The sequence below is a fragment of the Sphingosinithalassobacter sp. LHW66-3 genome, from assembly GCF_050703275.1.
Classification (GTDB): Bacteria; Pseudomonadota; Alphaproteobacteria; order Sphingomonadales; family Sphingomonadaceae; genus Sphingomonas.
In genome coordinates this window covers 345,970-360,387 of record NZ_CP193482.1, presented here as the reverse complement: position 1 = coordinate 360,387, position 14,418 = coordinate 345,970, and the positions used below count along the sequence as shown (strand labels likewise).

General features: G+C 68.0%; 15 protein-coding genes and 1 pseudogene. 12 read left to right on the top strand and 4 right to left on the bottom strand.

What is annotated here, in order from left to right:
- Positions 1–38: 38 nt before the first annotated feature.
- Together ACQ450_RS01700 and ACQ450_RS01695 are read left to right on the top strand one after the other, a co-directional pair.
- A pseudogene (locus ACQ450_RS01700) lies at positions 39–365 on the top strand (DUF1993 family protein); the annotation flags it as partial.
- Entirely contained in the window at positions 308–601 is a 294-nt protein-coding gene (locus ACQ450_RS01695; RefSeq protein ID WP_431471256.1) for a DUF1993 family protein, read from the top strand. The pseudogene ACQ450_RS01700 and the gene ACQ450_RS01695, both read left to right, overlap by 58 nt.
- A gap of 45 nt (positions 602–646) precedes the next feature.
- Here the strand turns inward: ACQ450_RS01695 and ACQ450_RS01690 are convergent, their stop codons facing one another.
- The gene (locus ACQ450_RS01690; RefSeq protein WP_431470251.1) at positions 647–1,135 is read right to left on the bottom strand and encodes an SH3 domain-containing protein; all 489 of its coding nucleotides are present in this window, start codon (positions 1,133–1,135) and stop codon (positions 647–649) included.
- A 96-nt stretch (positions 1,136–1,231) separates the two neighbouring features.
- On the opposite strand from ACQ450_RS01690, the gene ACQ450_RS01685 reads away from it, so the two are divergent.
- Complete coding sequence (locus ACQ450_RS01685; RefSeq protein WP_431470250.1) at positions 1,232–2,230, top strand: 2-hydroxyacid dehydrogenase; 999 nt, start codon at positions 1,232–1,234, stop codon at positions 2,228–2,230.
- A gap of 31 nt (positions 2,231–2,261) precedes the next feature.
- Here the strand turns inward: ACQ450_RS01685 and ACQ450_RS01680 are convergent, their stop codons facing one another.
- The 3 genes from ACQ450_RS01680 to ACQ450_RS01670 form a co-directional block, all read right to left on the bottom strand.
- Positions 2,262–3,665 (bottom strand): NAD(P)H-dependent flavin oxidoreductase, encoded by a 1,404-nt coding sequence (locus tag ACQ450_RS01680; RefSeq protein WP_431470249.1) that lies wholly within the window; start codon positions 3,663–3,665, stop codon positions 2,262–2,264.
- Positions 3,666–3,733: 68 nt separating this feature from the next.
- Positions 3,734–4,864 (bottom strand): glycosyltransferase family 4 protein, encoded by a 1,131-nt coding sequence (locus ACQ450_RS01675; protein ID WP_431470248.1) that lies wholly within the window; start codon positions 4,862–4,864, stop codon positions 3,734–3,736.
- Between the two features lie 56 nt (positions 4,865–4,920).
- Positions 4,921–5,802: an alpha/beta fold hydrolase gene (locus ACQ450_RS01670; protein WP_431470247.1), complete on the bottom strand. Its 882-nt coding sequence runs from the start codon at positions 5,800–5,802 to the stop codon at positions 4,921–4,923.
- A gap of 18 nt (positions 5,803–5,820) precedes the next feature.
- On the opposite strand from ACQ450_RS01670, the gene ACQ450_RS01665 reads away from it, so the two are divergent.
- From ACQ450_RS01665 to ACQ450_RS01625, 9 genes are all read left to right on the top strand, one after another.
- On the top strand, positions 5,821–7,194 hold the full coding sequence (locus ACQ450_RS01665) for a protein adenylyltransferase SelO family protein (RefSeq protein ID WP_431470246.1): 1,374 nt from the start codon (positions 5,821–5,823) through the stop codon (positions 7,192–7,194).
- 82 nt (positions 7,195–7,276) lie between these two features.
- Complete coding sequence (gene astD / locus ACQ450_RS01660) at positions 7,277–8,692, top strand: succinylglutamate-semialdehyde dehydrogenase (protein ID WP_431470245.1); 1,416 nt, start codon at positions 7,277–7,279, stop codon at positions 8,690–8,692.
- A gap of 27 nt (positions 8,693–8,719) precedes the next feature.
- Positions 8,720–9,859, top strand: a complete 1,140-nt coding sequence (locus ACQ450_RS01655) for a zinc-binding dehydrogenase (RefSeq protein WP_188054812.1) — start codon at positions 8,720–8,722, stop codon at positions 9,857–9,859.
- An 84-nt stretch (positions 9,860–9,943) separates the two neighbouring features.
- Positions 9,944–10,732 (top strand): uroporphyrinogen-III C-methyltransferase, encoded by a 789-nt coding sequence (gene cobA / locus ACQ450_RS01650; protein WP_431470244.1) that lies wholly within the window; start codon positions 9,944–9,946, stop codon positions 10,730–10,732.
- On the top strand, positions 10,729–11,025 hold the full coding sequence (locus tag ACQ450_RS01645) for a DUF2849 domain-containing protein (RefSeq protein WP_188054810.1): 297 nt from the start codon (positions 10,729–10,731) through the stop codon (positions 11,023–11,025). Before cobA ends, ACQ450_RS01645 begins: the two co-directional genes overlap by 4 nt.
- Before the next feature lie 52 nt (positions 11,026–11,077).
- Complete coding sequence (locus ACQ450_RS01640; RefSeq protein ID WP_431470243.1) at positions 11,078–12,709, top strand: nitrite/sulfite reductase; 1,632 nt, start codon at positions 11,078–11,080, stop codon at positions 12,707–12,709.
- Positions 12,702–13,100 (top strand): RidA family protein, encoded by a 399-nt coding sequence (locus ACQ450_RS01635; protein WP_431470242.1) that lies wholly within the window; start codon positions 12,702–12,704, stop codon positions 13,098–13,100. Before ACQ450_RS01640 ends, ACQ450_RS01635 begins: the two co-directional genes overlap by 8 nt.
- Positions 13,093–13,548, top strand: coding sequence for a DUF934 domain-containing protein (locus ACQ450_RS01630; protein ID WP_431470241.1), 456 nt, complete (start codon positions 13,093–13,095; stop codon positions 13,546–13,548). Before ACQ450_RS01635 ends, ACQ450_RS01630 begins: the two co-directional genes overlap by 8 nt.
- Complete coding sequence (locus ACQ450_RS01625; RefSeq protein ID WP_188054806.1) at positions 13,541–14,320, top strand: phosphoadenylyl-sulfate reductase; 780 nt, start codon at positions 13,541–13,543, stop codon at positions 14,318–14,320. Before ACQ450_RS01630 ends, ACQ450_RS01625 begins: the two co-directional genes overlap by 8 nt.
- Positions 14,321–14,418: the final 98 nt, after the last annotated feature.

Here is a 14,418-nt window from a genome sequence, read left to right as displayed (position 1 = left end):
GCCCTAGGCACCGCCATAGCCGCTGCTATGAAGCGGGAATGGCGCCAAGCTCGCTCCTGCTCACCGGATGTGCCCAATCGCTACGCTGCCTGTCTGCCTGGCTCGACAAGGCCTGTGAGGAGGCGGACGATGCCGATGCGCTGATGGGGCTGCGGCTTGCGCCCGACATGTTCCCGCTGGCGTCGCAGGTCCGCTTCGCCTGTTTCCAGGCGCTCGAGCCCTGCTATCGGCTCGCGGGCGATCCGGTCGCGGACTCGACTGTCGCGATCCGCAACGAAGGCGCCGCCGCCGGCGAGACGCCGGGGACATTCGCCGCCGCGCAGGCGCGGATCGCGGAAACGCTGACGATGCTGGGCGCGATGGATCACGGGGCGATGAATGCCGGCGCACAGCGCGCAGTCGCGCTCGATCTACCGATGGGGATGATCTTCATTTCGAAAGCGGCGAGGCCTATGTCCGCGACTGGGCGCTGCCGCAATTCTATTTCCACCTCAACACGGCCTATGCCGTCCTGCGGCACCACGGCGCGCCGCTCGGCAAGGTGGATTATGTAGCCTATGCCCTGCCGTGCCTGCGTCCGGGGACGGCGCCCGGAGGCTGACGCCAACGGTTCATGGCGCCGTTCCGGACCGGCTTCTGAGCGGCGTCAGGGAACGTCCTCGCCCGGATCGACTCCCCACAGCCGCGTCTGCTCGACATAGCCGCCGCGCCCGCGCACGTCGAACCAGCACCAGCCGCGGCCGCATTTGCTGATCCGGCCGACCACGCCCGCCTGCGCACGCCAGTTGATGCGGGCATTCTCCCGCGGGGCCGCGCGCATTTCCACCGTCGCGCCCACCACCATCGCGGTGCGCGTGTCGCTCAGCAGATTGACCTGCATCCAGCCCTGGGTGCCGTCCGGATCCTCGATCTTGCGCCAGTCGCCATAGATGTCGACGACACGGATCGGCAGGTCCTCGCGCACATAAAGCCAGATCGCCGGATAGTTGCGCCCCGGCCCGGTGCGCATCCGCGCCCGGCTGGCCGAGATCGACGCATAATAGGGCGGGCTGCGCTGCGCCTGCGCCTCGTCGTAGGAAACCGCGGCCAGTCCCAGCACGACGGCACCGAACGTGAGCCAACCCGAGATCCGCATGCCACCCCCTCGCGTGCCTTCGCCACGCGTCTACCGTGTCGGGGCGGCGGGCTTCAACCGTTGACTGCTTCGGCTCGTCCCGCCAAGCCGCTCATCATGGTACAGACAGCGCGCCCCTCCCGCCCGAAAGTTGCCGTGACTCGGCGGCTGCCCGAAGCGGTGGAGGTGCGCATGGCCGAGCTGTTCGACGCGGTGCCGCGCAGCGAGGATTCGCCGCTCTCGCGCGCGCAGCTCGCCGCCGCCATGGCCGATACCGACGTGCTGGTCCCCACCGTCACCGACGTGATCGACGCGGGCCTCATTGAAGGCGCCGGAGAACGACTGCGGCTGATCGCCAACTATGGCGCCGGAGTCGATCATATCGATCTCGCCGCCGCGCGCGCCCGCAGCATCCTCGTCTCGAACACGCCCGGCGTGCTCACCGAGGACACTGCCGACATGACGCTGGCGCTGATCCTCGCCGTGCCGCGCCGTCTGGTCGAAGGCGATGCGCTGGTGCGCTCGGGCGAATGGGCCGGCTGGGCCCCCACGGCGATGCGCGGACACCGGATCGGCGGCAAGCGGCTCGGCATCCTCGGCATGGGCCGGATCGGCGAGGCGGTCGCCCAGCGCGCCCGCGCCTTCGGTCTCCAGGTCCATTATCACAACCGCCGCCGGATGCCCGGAACGCTCGAGGCGCAGCTCGGCGCGACCTTCCACGACGATCTCGACTCGATGCTCCGCACGGTCGACATCCTGACGATCCACACGCCGCACACGGCGGAAACCGAAGGGCTGATCGACGCGCGCCGGCTCGATCTGCTCGGTCCCGAGGGCTGGCTGGTCAACACCGCGCGTGGCGAGATCGTCGATCCCGAGGCGCTGGTGACGGCGCTCGAAAGCCGCCGCATCGCGGGCGCGGGGCTCGACGTCTATGTCGGCGAACCTGCGGTCGACTCGCGGCTGATCGCGCTGCCCAACGTCGTGCTCCTCCCCCATCTGGGCTCGGCCACCTTCGAGGGGCGCGAGGACATGGGGGCGAAGGTGATCGCCAACATCCGCGTCTGGGCCGACGGGCACCGCCCGCCGGATCAGGTCCTCGAAGGCTGGCTCTAGCCGGCGCCGGCCTGCCGCCGGCGCCCCCGGATCAATCGCCGGTAAGGATGCGGTCGACCAGTTGCTTCACGGTCGGCACGAACCCGTTCGAATAGAAGGGGTCCTTCTTGAAATTGAACGCCGCATGGCCCGCGAACATCAGATTCTCCTCGGGATCGCCGCCATGGGCGATGTCCTGCAGCGTCTTCTGGATGCAGAAGCTGCGCGGATCGGCGAGCCGGCCGGTCGAATTCGTCTCGGTGTCCGCCCAGCTCGAGAACTGGCACTGGCTGAGGCAGCCCATGCAATCGGCCTGATCCTTGCGGATCACCGCCTTCTCGTCCTCGGCGACGAACACGAGTGTGTTGTCGGGCGTCTTGAGCGCCGAAGTATAGCCGAGGCCGAACCACTCGCGCGCGCGCAGCAGATCGTTGCGCGTCACCCAGAAATTCTTGCCCTTCACGCCCACGTCGAGCTGGAAGGTGTGATCGCCTGCGCTCTCGGTCGAATAGGGGATCTGGCGCTCGCTGCGTGCCTCCAGGCTCCGCAGGAACGGGTTGCGCACGGCGCTCGAATAGAAGCCGGTCGGCGAGAAACGGTGGAGCAGCACGTCGCCCTCGTCGAGCGTCATCAGCCGCGCCTTCCATGCTTCCGGGATCGGGCTTTCCTGCGTCAGCAGCGGGCGGGTGCCGAACTGGAAGGCGATCTGCCCCAGCTCGGGATTGTCGATCCAGTCGTTCCAGTCGCGCAGATACCAGACGCCGCCCGCCATCACGATCGGCACCTCGTCCGGGATACCGCCTTCGCGCATCACCTCGCGCAGCGCTTTCACGCGCGGATAGGGATCCTGCGGCTGCAACGGGTCTTCGGCGTTCGAAAGCCCGTTATGCCCGCCGGCCAGCCACGGATCCTCGTACACCACTGCGCCGAGCAGTTCCTGCGCTTTGGAATAGGCGCGCTTCCAGAGCGCGCGGAACGCGCGGCCCGAGCTGACGATCGGCAGATAGCTGACGTTATACTGAGTCGCGATCTCGGAGAGCTTGTACGGCATCCCCGCGCCGCAGGTCACGCCCGCGACCAGCCCACGCGTCCGCTCGAGCACGCCGTGAAGCACGCGCTGCGCGCCGCCCATTTCCCACAGCACGTTGATGTTGATCGCGCCCTTGCCGCCGGCGATGTCCCAGGCGCGCTGCACCTGCTGGACCGCGCCTTCGATCGCATATTGGATCAGTTCCTCATGCCGCTCGCGCCGCGTGAGCGCACGATAGACCTGGGGGATGATCTTGCCCTCGGCGTCGTAGCTGTCGGCGTTGACGGCGCTCACCGTGCCGATCCCGCCCGCCGCGGCCCAGGCGCCCGCGCTGGCATGGTTGGTGGCGGATACGCCCTTGCCGCCTTCGACCAGCGGCCAGACTTCGCGGCCACCGTAGCTGATCGGCTTCAGACCCTTGAACAAACACTTCCTCCAGCAATCGATTTCGCCTGTGCTAGCCGCATGCCTCTTGAGAGGCGAGCGGTTTCGCCTTAGCCGAGCGCCCCCGGCCGGCCGAGTGCGGCGCTATACAGCGCTCCATATTCGGCGATCATTACGCTCTCGTCGAACAACGCACGGGCGCGCGCACGGTTCGCCTCGCCCACCCGGGCGCGTTCCTCGGGATGTTTGACGAGCATCTGGATGCAATCGCGCAGGTTCACTTCGGCCCAGTCGGGGCTGATGTACTGCCTGTTTTCCGGAGCCACCATGCGCGAAACGTCGCCGACCGGCGTCGACGCGACCGGCAGGCCCGCCGCCATCGCTTCCATCACCGAAATCGGCGCCTGCTCGCTCTTGGACGACAGGGCGAAGATGTCGAACAGCCCGACATAGCGATGCGGCTCGGAGACGAAGCCGGGCAGCAGCAGCTTGTCTTCCAGCGCATTGGCTTCGGCGGCGTCGAGGATCGCCTGCCGTTCCGGCCCCTCGCCGGCGATCACCAGCCGCACCCGTGCCGTCACGCCGGCAACCGCACGGACGAGCAGCGGCAGGTTCTTCACGCTGCGCAGGCCCGCAATCGTGCCGACGACCACTTCGTTCGGCTTTTTCGTGAATCCGGGAAGCACGCGCGGATCGGGCTTGCCGGCATAGCGCGCGACCGGGATGCCGTTCGCGATCCGCTTCACGCGCTCGCGCGGCTGCTTCCACGTGCCGAGCGCGATCCGCTCGAGCATTTCGGAGGGCACCACCAGCGCATTCGCGGCGGGCAAGGCGATCCGGCGATACATGTTGCGCACCGGGTTCAGTCCGCGTGCCTCGTCCTCGTTGAACCCGTCCTCGTGATGGACGATCGGCGGCAGCGCGCCGCCGGAGACGCGCGCCGCCATCACTCCGTCGATCGCGCCCCAGTTGTAGGTCAGCACCAGATCGAATCGCCGCAGAAAGCCGGCGATCGCCTCATAGCGTTTGATCGAGGGCTTGCCGCTGAGCGGCGGCGGATTCTGCGCGATCTCGTAGTTGATATCCTTGGCGATATAGTCGCGCGCACCCAGCGCTTCGGGCACTGCCGAAACGATCGTGTGCCGGGCACGGTCGCCGAACGCGTTCATCAGCCGCACCGCGCGCAGCTCCTTGCCGCCCGGATCGAAAGTGGAATGCAAGTGAAGGATGTGGATCGCCATGGCGGGCGCTTAGCGCGGCACAGGCGGCGACGGAAGTTCCCTCGACCGACCGGCGGCTATGCCGCCGCCACCTTCGCCAGCAGCCGGTCGATTCCCGCCGCCGCTTCCTGCTCCTCGAGCGTCGGCGCATGGCCGACCTCGGGCACCGTCACCAGCTCGGCTCCCGGCAGCCGATCGACCATGCGCTCGGCGACGCTCGCGGACAGGATATCGGAGCGGCCGCCGCGCACCAGCAGCAGCGGCTTGCCCTTCAGCGCGTCATAGGCGCGCCACATGTCCGGCCCCGCCTCACTCCCCGGGAGCCGGAACGGCTCGGCGATCTTCATGTCATAGTCGAGCACGATCCGCCCGGCCGGAGTCAGCCGGTAGAGCTGCTTGGCCATCCGCAGCCAGTCCTCGATGCCATAGTGCGGATAGACGTCGCCATTCGCCTCGGCGACCGAGCGCGCCGCATGCACCCAGGTGGCATGCCACATCGGCTTGCCGACATAGGTGCGGATCCGCGCGAGCCCCGCCGGATCGAGCTCGGGGCCCACGTCGTTCAGCGCCGCGCCCGCGATCCGCTCGGGATGCGTCGACGCCAGCAGCATCGACAGGATGCCCCCGAGCGACGTGCCGACCGCCACGAACCGGGTGAGCTCCAGCTCGGCGATCAGCGCCTCCAGATCCTGAAGATAGGTGAGCGGCACATAGGTCATCGGATCCTTGGCATAGGCGCTCTCCCCGCGCCCGCGCAGTTCGACCACGATCACGCGCCATTCGCCCGCGTGCCGCTGCGCCAGCGCTTCATAGTCGCGCGCGTTGCGCGTCAGCCCCGGGATGCACAGGATCGGCGGCCGGTCGTCGCGGCCCGGATAGTCGCGATAGTGGAGCCGCAGCCCGTCGTTGGACCACCAATAGCCATCCGCCCAGGCGGTCAGGTTGCGTCGATCGGACATCGCCCCCCATATCGCTGCATGGCCTTTTCCCCGCAAGCGTTCAGCTACACGCCCGAAGCGGCGATCCTCGAATTGGGCGAGCCCTTCTACGATCGCGTCGAAGCGGCGGCGTTTCCCAAGACCCTCCTGCGCTTCCGCAACGATCGCTGGTCGCCGGCGGTGGGGCTCGGGGAGCTGAGCGATGCGCGCTGGGTCGCGCATTTCGGCCGGTTCGAGCCGCTGCCGGACACTCTGCGCGAGCCGCTGGCGCTCCGCTATCACGGGCATCAGTTCCGCGTGTACAATCCCGAAATCGGCGACGGGCGCGGCTTTCTTTTCGCCCAGCTTCGCGACGGGCACGGCCGACTGCTCGATCTGGGCACCAAGGGATCGGGCCAGACGCCGCACAGCCGATTCGGCGACGGGCGGCTGACGCTGAAGGGCGGCGTCCGCGAAGTGCTCGCCACCGAAATGCTCGAGGCGCTCGGTGTCGAGACCTCCAAATCCTTCTCGCTGATCGAAACCGGCGAAGCGCTGCACCGCGGCGACGAGCCCTCCCCCACCCGCTCGGCGGTGCTCGTGCGCCTGAGCCACGGCCATATCCGCATCGGCACCTTCCAGCGGCTGGCCTATCATCGCGACGCCGAGGCGATGGAGCGGCTGATCGCCTATGTCCTGCGCCATCTCTATGGCGAGGAGCCGGGCACCGACGGCGCAGTACGGCTGCTCGACCATGTCGTGTCGCGCACCGCCGAGCTGGCGGCGCGCTACATGGCGGCAGGGTTCGTCCATGGCGTTCTCAACAGCGACAACATCAACATCACCGGCGAAAGCTTCGACTATGGCCCGTGGCGCTTCGCCCCGAGCTGGGAGCCCGGCTTCACCGCCGCCTATTTCGATCACGCGGGCCTCTACGCCTTCGCGCGCCAGCCCGAGGCGATTCACTGGGACGCGATGCAGCTCGCCGTCGCGCTGCGGACGGTGAGCGAGGCACCGCCGCTGATCGAGGTGCTGGAACGCTTCGGAGAACGCTATCAGGAGGCGATACGTCGCGCGATGCTCTGGAGGCTCGGCGTGGAGCCGCGCGATTCCGCCGCCGACACCGCGCTGATCGAAGCGCTCGAAGCCGCGCTGCACGAAACGCAGGCGCCGATCGACCGCTTCTTCTTCGATGCATTCGCAGGCAGGCTGCCGGACAGCTATCCAGAGCCCTTCGCGCCCCTGCGCGCCGCGCTGGCAGGATACACCGCCCGCAAGCCTCGCGATCATCCCTATTGGTCCGATGCGGAACCCTGCTCGATGCTGATCGACGAGGTCGAATCGATCTGGTCCGCGATCGATCGTGACGACGACTGGGCACCTTTCCACGCCAAGGTCGCTGCCGTCCGCAGAATGGGCGCTGCGCTGCGTTAGGCCGGGAGCGTCAGGGGGTGTGGCGTCGCGCAGCTTTTTCGGGCAAGAGCAGCTGACCCCGGGGCACCCACACCAGAACAGAATGGCCGGACAGGAATATATCTCCACCGAACCCGCGACAGGCGCCGTGCTGTGGAAGCAGCGCGCAGGCGATGCCGACGCGGAAGTGACGATCGCTCGGGCGAGCTGGGCCGATTGGGCCGCGCGCCCGCTCGCCTATCGTATCGAGGCGCTCCGCCGCTTCGCCAACGTGGTGCGGCAGAAGAGCGACGCCTTCACCGATCTGATCGCGCGCGAAACCGGCAAGCCGCTGTGGGAAGCGCGCACCGAAGTCGAAAGCGTCATCGCCAAGGTCGACATCTCGGTCGCCGCCTATTCGGAGCGCACCGGCCAGCGCCGGATCGACGCGCCGATGAACACGCGTCTCGCGCTGCGCCACAAGCCGCACGGTGTGCTGGCCGTGCTGGGGCCATACAACTTCCCGGCGCACCTGCCGAACGGTCACATCGTTCCCGCGCTGCTCGCCGGCAACGCCGTGGTGTTCAAGCCGTCGGAAAAGACGCCGGCGACCGGTGCGTTCCTGGTCGATTGCTTTCATGCGTCGGGAATCCCGGACGGCTGCGTGCGCCTGCTCGTCGGCGGGGCGGAGGAAGGCAAGGCACTCGCCGCCCATCCCGATATCGACGGGCTGCTGTTCACCGGTTCGGCGAACACCGGCATCGCGCTCAACCGCCAGTTCGCGACGCGCCCCGAAAAGATCCTCGCGCTCGAAATGGGCGGCAACAATCCGATCGTGGTCTGGGGCACGCCCGATCTCTATTCGGCCGCGGTGCTGGTCATCCAGTCCGCCTTCACCACTGCCGGCCAGCGCTGCACCGCCGCGCGGCGGCTGATCGTCGACCAGACGCTGTTCGATCCGCTGATGACCGAGCTCAACAAGCTGATCGGCCGCCTCATCATCGCCGAGCCGCATGCCGATCCCGCTCCCTTCATGGGACCGGTGATCGACAATGACACCGCCGACATGCTCACCGAGAGCTTTCTCGCGCTCTCCACCCGCGGCGGCCGCCCGCTGCGGCACATGGAGCGCCCGATCGAAGGCCGCCCGTTCCTCACGCCGGGCCTGATCGACATGACCGACGCGAACGACAAACCCGATGTCGAGCTATTCGGCCCGATCCTCCAGGTGTTCCGCACCGACAGTTTCGAAGCGGCGATCGCCGAGGCGAACAACACCCGTTATGGCCTTTCGGCCAGCCTCGTCAGCCAGGAACCCAAGCTCTACGACCAGTTCTGGGCGAATATCCGGGCCGGCATCGTCAACTGGAACAAGCCCACCAACGGCGCCAGCTCGGCGGCGCCGTTCGGCGGCATCGGCTGGTCGGGCAATCACCGGCCCAGCGCCTATTATGCGGCGGATTATTGCGCTTATCCGGTCGTCTCCAGCGAAGCCGATCAGGCCCGCGCAGCGATCGGACTGGGCCTGCGCGACGCCTGAACAGGACGCGACAATGGGAGAGAAGCCATGACTCACGAACCCCTCACCGGCCTTGCGCTGCGCAGCGAGGCGCGTTCGGACGGAACGATGCTCCTGTCGCTGGCGCGCGAGACGATCGCCGAGCCCGGCCCCGACGAGGTCGTCGTGCGGATGGAAGCGGCGCCGATCAATCCGTCCGATCTCGGCCTGCTGGTCGGCACCGCCGATTCCTCGCGCGCGGTGCCGGGTCGTGACGAAAACGGCCCCACGCTCACCCTGCCGGTGGCCGAGGGCGCCTTCGCGCCGATGGCCGCGCGGCTCGACAAGCCGATGCCCGCCGGGAACGAAGGCGCCGGAACGATCGTCCGCGCCGGCGCGAACGCGCAGCAACTGCTCGGCCGCACCGTCGCGCTCCTTTCGGGCCGCAGCTATTCGCAGTACGTCGCGGCGCGCGCCTCCGATTGTCTCGTCCTTCCCGAAGGCGCGACCGCAGCACAGGGCGCCTCGGCCTATGTCAATCCGCTCACCGCGCTCTCGATGGTCGAAACGATGCGGCGCGAGGGGCACGGTGCACTCGTCCACACCGCCGCCGCGTCGAACCTCGGCCGTATGCTCGCACGCATCTGCCTCGCCGACGGCGTGCCGCTGGTGAATATCGTCCGCAGCGATGCGCAGCGCGACATCCTGCGCGAGATCGGCACGCCGCACATCGTCGACAGCAGCAAGCCCGATTTCCGCGATCGACTGGCCGAGGCAGTCGCGCAAACCGGCGCCACGCTCGCCTTCGACGCGGTGGGCGGCGGCAAGCTCGCCAGCCAGATCCTGGTCGCGATGGAAACGGCGCTGCAGGCGCAGATGACCGAATACAGCCGCTACGGATCGCCGCGGCTCAAGCAGGTCTATATCTACGGCAGCCTCGATTTCGCGCCGACGATCATCAGCCGCCGCGTCGGCATGGCGTGGAGCGTGAGCGGCTGGCTGCTCACCTGGTTCCTGATGAAGCTCGATGCCGAGACCGCCGCCCGGCTGCGTCGCCGCGTCGCCGACGAGCTCACCACCACCTTCGCGAGCAGCTACACCGCCGAGATTTCGCTCGAGGAGGCGCTGCGGCCCGAGGTTCTCGCCGCCTATGATCGCAAGGCGACCGGCGAGAAATATCTCATCAATCCGAACAAGGGGCTCGGCTGACGCCGCGCTGCCGAAAGCGCAGCTACCCCCGGCCCAAGCAACGCTCGATTGCGGCGAAAGCGCCGTGCGCCGATGTTCGGTGTCATGACCACCTTGCTCGATCCCTCCGCACGCGGCCGCGTGGTCCTCGTCGGTGCCGGCCCCGGCGATCCCGGGCTGCTCACCGTCCGCGCGGTCGAGGCGCTGCGCACCGCCGACGTGGTCGTCCACGACGGGCTGGTCGATCCGCGCGTCCTCGATCTCGCGCCCGCCTCCGCGCAGCGCATTTCGGTCGCCAAGCGCCGCTCGCGCCACAGCGTGCCGCAGGACGGGATCAACGCGCTGATCGTCGCGCATGTGAAGACGGGGAGCGTCGTCGTTCGGCTGAAGGGCGGCGATCCGTTCATCTTCGGCCGCGGCGGCGAGGAAGTCGAGGCGGTGCGCGCCGCCGGCCTTCCGGTCGAAGTGATCCCCGGCGTCTCGGCCGCGCTCGGCTGCGCCGCCGAGGCGATGCTGCCGCTCACCCATCGCGACTGGTCGAGCGCGGTCAGCTTCGTCGCCGGCCAGTGCAAGGGTCTGACCGATCAGGACTGGTCCGGGCTCGCCGGAAAGGGCCGCACGCTCGTCATCTACATGGGCGTCGCGACCGCGTCGGCGATTTCGGAAAAGCTGATGGCCGACGGTGTCGCGCCCGACATGCCGGTCGCGGTGCTCGAACGCGGCACGCTCGACGGCAGCCGGGCGATGCGCACGCTGCTCGCCGATCTCGGCCCGATGGTCGAGCGCGAGGCGGTGGCGAGCCCCGCGATCATCGTCGTCGGCGAGGTGGTCGCGCTGTCGGACGCGCAGGACAAGCTCGCCCGCTGGGCACGGGCTGCGGAGGCACTGGCATGAAGCTGTTGACCGGAAACGATCTCAGGACGGGCGACGTCGTCTGGTGGACCGGCGCCGGCTGGTCGCGCCATGTCGAGGATGCAACCGATGTCGGCGAGGAAGGCGAAGCGATCGCGCGGGCCGAGGAAGGCGCGCGGCGCGTCAACGTCCCCTATGTGATCGATGCAGTAGCGACCCCCGAAGGCCCCCGCCCCGCGCACATCAAGGATCGCGTCCGCGCGCTCGGCCCCACCGTCCGCCCCGACCTGACGCTCAAGCCCGCCGACCCGAATGCGGGGAGCTGGGTGATATGAGGGCTCTCTTCAATTCCCCCCGAGCTAGCTCGGGGAGGATTTAGGAAACGCGATGTACAAATACGACCAGTACGACCAGTCGATCGTCGACGCGCGCGTCGCGGAATTCCGCGACCAGTGCGAGCGCCGCCTGTCGGGCGCGCTGACCGAGGATCAGTTCAAGCCGCTGCGGCTGATGAACGGCCTCTATCTCCAGCTGCACGCCTATATGCTGCGCGTCGCGGTGCCCTATGGAACGCTCGACAGCCGCCAGATGCGCATGCTCGCGCATATCGCGCGCAAGTACGACCGCGATTACGGCCACTTCACCACACGTCAGAACATCCAGTACAACTGGATCAAGCTGGAGGACGCCGCCGACATCCTCGCCGAGCTGGCGACCGTCGAGATGCACGCGATCCAGACGAGCGGGAATTGCATCCGCAACATCAGTTCGGATCAGTTCGCCGGCGCCGCCGCGGACGAAGTGACCGACCCGCGCCCCTGGGCCGAGCTGCTCCGTCAGTGGAGCACTTTCCACCCGGAATTCAGCTATCTGCCGCGCAAGTTCAAGATCGCGGTGATCGCCAGCGACACCGATCGCGCGGCGATGCGGCTGCACGACATCGGCATCCAGATCGTCGAGCGCGACGGCGCGCTCGGCGCAAAGGTCTTCGTCGGCGGCGGCATGGGCCGCACCCCGATGATCGCGCCCGAAATCAAGGGCTTCGTGCCGTTCGCTGATTTCGTATCCTACCTCGAGGCGTGCCTGCGCGTGTACAATCGCTACGGCCGGCGCGACAATATCTACAAGGCGCGGATCAAGATCCTCGTCCACGAGATCGGTGCGGAGGAATATGCCCGCCAGGTCGAAGAGGAATTCGCCGCGATCAAGGCGCTCGGCATCGATCCGCCGCAGGCCGAGTTCGATCGCATCGCCGCCTTCTTCGCCGATCCCGCGTTCGAAACGGGGCTGAGCGACGCGATCGACCGCACCGATCCCGATTTCGCCCTTTGGGTCGATCAGAACGTCCATGCGCACAAGGCGCCCGGCTATTCGGTGGTGACGATCAGCCTGAAGCCCGCCGGCGGCATCCCCGGCGACGCATCCTCGGCGCAGATGGACCTCATGGCCGATCTCGCCGAGCGCTACAGCTTCGACGAGCTGCGCGTGACGCACGCACAGAACATCGTCCTGCCGCACGTCCGCAAGGCCGATCTGCCCGCGGTCTGGCAGGCGCTGGCCGAGGCCGGGCTCGCCGAGGCCAACCTCGATCTCATCAGCGACATCATCGCCTGCCCCGGGCTCGACTATTGCAGCCTCGCCAATGCGCGCTCGATCCCGGTTGCGCAGAAGATCGCCGGACGCTTCGCCGATCTCGGCCGCCAGCGCGAACTGGGCGAACTCAAGCTCAAGATCTCGGGCTGCATCAACGCCTGCGGCCATCACCACGCCGGGCACATCGGCATTCTCGGCGTCGATCGCAAAGGCACCGAAAACTACCAGCTGCTGCTGGGCGGATCGGGCGCCGAGGACGTGAGCCTGGCGAAGATCACCGGCCCCGGGTTCGACGAGGACGGCATCGTCGACGCGGTCGAGAAAGTCACCGACGTCTATCTCGCCCGGCGCGAAGGCGGCGAGCGCTTCGTCGACACCTATCGCCGGCTCGGCATGGAGCCTTTCAAGGAGGCGCTTTATGGCTGACAAGTCCGCCATTACCCCGGAAAATCCGCACGCGCTGTACGAAATGCACGGCTATCGCGCAGCGATCCGTTCGGGCGACTTCCTGTTCGTCTCGGGCCAGGTCGGTGCGCAGGCAGACGGATCGCCCGTCGAGGATGTCGAGGCGCAGATCGAACTTGCGTTCGAAAACCTGCGCGGCGTCCTCGCCGCGGCGGGCTGCGGCTTCGCCGATATCGTCGACGTGACGACCTTCCATGTCGATCCCGAATCGCAGTTCGAAGCGGTGATGAAGGTGAAGCAGCGCCTGCTCGGCGACGTGCCGGACCTCAACTGGACCGCGGTGGGCGTCACCTGGCTCGCCGGCTTCCGCTTCGAGATCAAGGTGATCGCGCGGATACCGAACGATGGCTGAGAATCACGCCAACGGCGGCAGCCGCGAGCCGCAGCTGCGCTTCCGCGACGATGCGCCGCACGAGGAACCTGCGGTGACGCTCGACTCGTTCCTCGATCAGTCGAACGCCACCGCAGTGCGGCTCGAGACGGGCGAGGATGCCCGCGCGCTGCTCCCCTTCCTCGATCGGCTGGCGCTCGTCGAAGTGAGCTTCCCCACCTTCCGTGACGGGCGCGGCTATTCCGCCGGGCGCCTTTTGCGCGAAGCGGGCTACACCGGCGAACTGCGCGCCGCGGGCGACGTGCTGGTCGACCAGATCCCGTTCATGCGCCGCTGCGGGTTCGACAGTTTCGCGCCGGACGCGCCGATCGACGCGGGAGTGCTCGATGCGGCGCTGGCGCGCTACGATCATGTCTATCAGCCCGCCGCCGACGCGCGCGTGCCGGTATGGAAGCTCCGCCATGGCTGAGGCCGCACGCCGCCTTGTCGACCGCATCGATCCGCGACCGCGCTTCACCGAGAGCGAGGCGGTGCGGCTGAACAATCTGTTCCGCGGCCGCGACACCGACGAGATGCTCCGCGTCGTGCTCGGCGAAGCGATGCTCGGCGATGTCGCGGTGGTATCCTCCTTCGGCGCCGAATCCGCCGCGTTGCTCCATCTCGTCGCTTCGGTCGATCGCTCGGTGCCGGTGCTGTTCCTCGATACCGGCAAGCATTTCCCCGAGACGATCGCCTATCGCGATCGGCTCGCCGAGTTCCTGCGGCTCCGGGATCTACGGATTCTCCAGCCGGACGCCGACTTGCTGGCGAAGAAGGACGAGACCGGGCTGCGCTGGTCCTATGATCCGGACGGCTGCTGCGAAATCCGCAAGGTGCTACCGCTCGAAGCCGCGCTGGCGGGGTTCGACGCCAGCATCACCGGGCGCAAGGCCTTCCAGGCGAGCACGCGCGCCGCGCTGCCCCGGTTCGAGCTGGATACCGCGAGCGCCGCCGGGCGGCTCAAGCTCAATCCGCTGGCAAGCTGGACGCGCGCAGATCTCGACGCCTATTTCGAGCGCCACGATCTGCCCCGCCACCCGCTGGTCGAACAGGGCTTCCCCTCGATCGGCTGCCAGCCGTGCACCAGCAAGGTGAAGCCGGGCGAAGATCCGCGCGCCGGCCGCTGGCGCGGCTGGGACAAGACCGAGTGCGGCATCCACACTCCGGTTGCCGACGGCGACCCGGATCAGCCTGCCTTCTGATCGCGCCGGCCCCTGGGGCTTGCCCGCATTGACGCTGCCCCGTTCCGAATCCTAGCCTGTCCTTCGAGCCGGCGTCGTTCGTCGGCGCCAACGACAGG

Bases quoted from the DNA above. Each gene is read 5' to 3' on its own strand.
- ACQ450_RS01640 (WP_431470243.1), top strand. From the start codon at position 11,078: ATGTACAAATACGACCAGTACGACCAGTCGATCGTCGACGCGCGCGTC.
- ACQ450_RS01625 (WP_188054806.1), top strand. From the start codon at position 13,541: ATGGCTGAGGCCGCACGCCGCCTTGTCGACCGCATCGATCCGCGACCG.
- ACQ450_RS01685 (WP_431470250.1), top strand. From the start codon at position 1,232: ATGGTACAGACAGCGCGCCCCTCCCGCCCGAAAGTTGCCGTGACTCGG.
- ACQ450_RS01675 (WP_431470248.1), bottom strand. From the start codon at position 4,864: ATGGCGATCCACATCCTTCACTTGCATTCCACTTTCGATCCGGGCGGC.
- ACQ450_RS01635 (WP_431470242.1), top strand. From the start codon at position 12,702: ATGGCTGACAAGTCCGCCATTACCCCGGAAAATCCGCACGCGCTGTAC.
- ACQ450_RS01630 (WP_431470241.1), top strand. From the start codon at position 13,093: ATGGCTGAGAATCACGCCAACGGCGGCAGCCGCGAGCCGCAGCTGCGC.
- ACQ450_RS01665 (WP_431470246.1), top strand. From the start codon at position 5,821: ATGGCCTTTTCCCCGCAAGCGTTCAGCTACACGCCCGAAGCGGCGATC.
- cobA (WP_431470244.1), top strand. From the start codon at position 9,944: ATGACCACCTTGCTCGATCCCTCCGCACGCGGCCGCGTGGTCCTCGTC.
- ACQ450_RS01645 (WP_188054810.1), top strand. From the start codon at position 10,729: ATGAAGCTGTTGACCGGAAACGATCTCAGGACGGGCGACGTCGTCTGG.
- ACQ450_RS01655 (WP_188054812.1), top strand. From the start codon at position 8,720: ATGACTCACGAACCCCTCACCGGCCTTGCGCTGCGCAGCGAGGCGCGT.
- astD (WP_431470245.1), top strand. From the start codon at position 7,277: ATGGCCGGACAGGAATATATCTCCACCGAACCCGCGACAGGCGCCGTG.
- ACQ450_RS01690 (WP_431470251.1), bottom strand. From the start codon at position 1,135: ATGCGGATCTCGGGTTGGCTCACGTTCGGTGCCGTCGTGCTGGGACTG.
- ACQ450_RS01670 (WP_431470247.1), bottom strand. From the start codon at position 5,802: ATGTCCGATCGACGCAACCTGACCGCCTGGGCGGATGGCTATTGGTGG.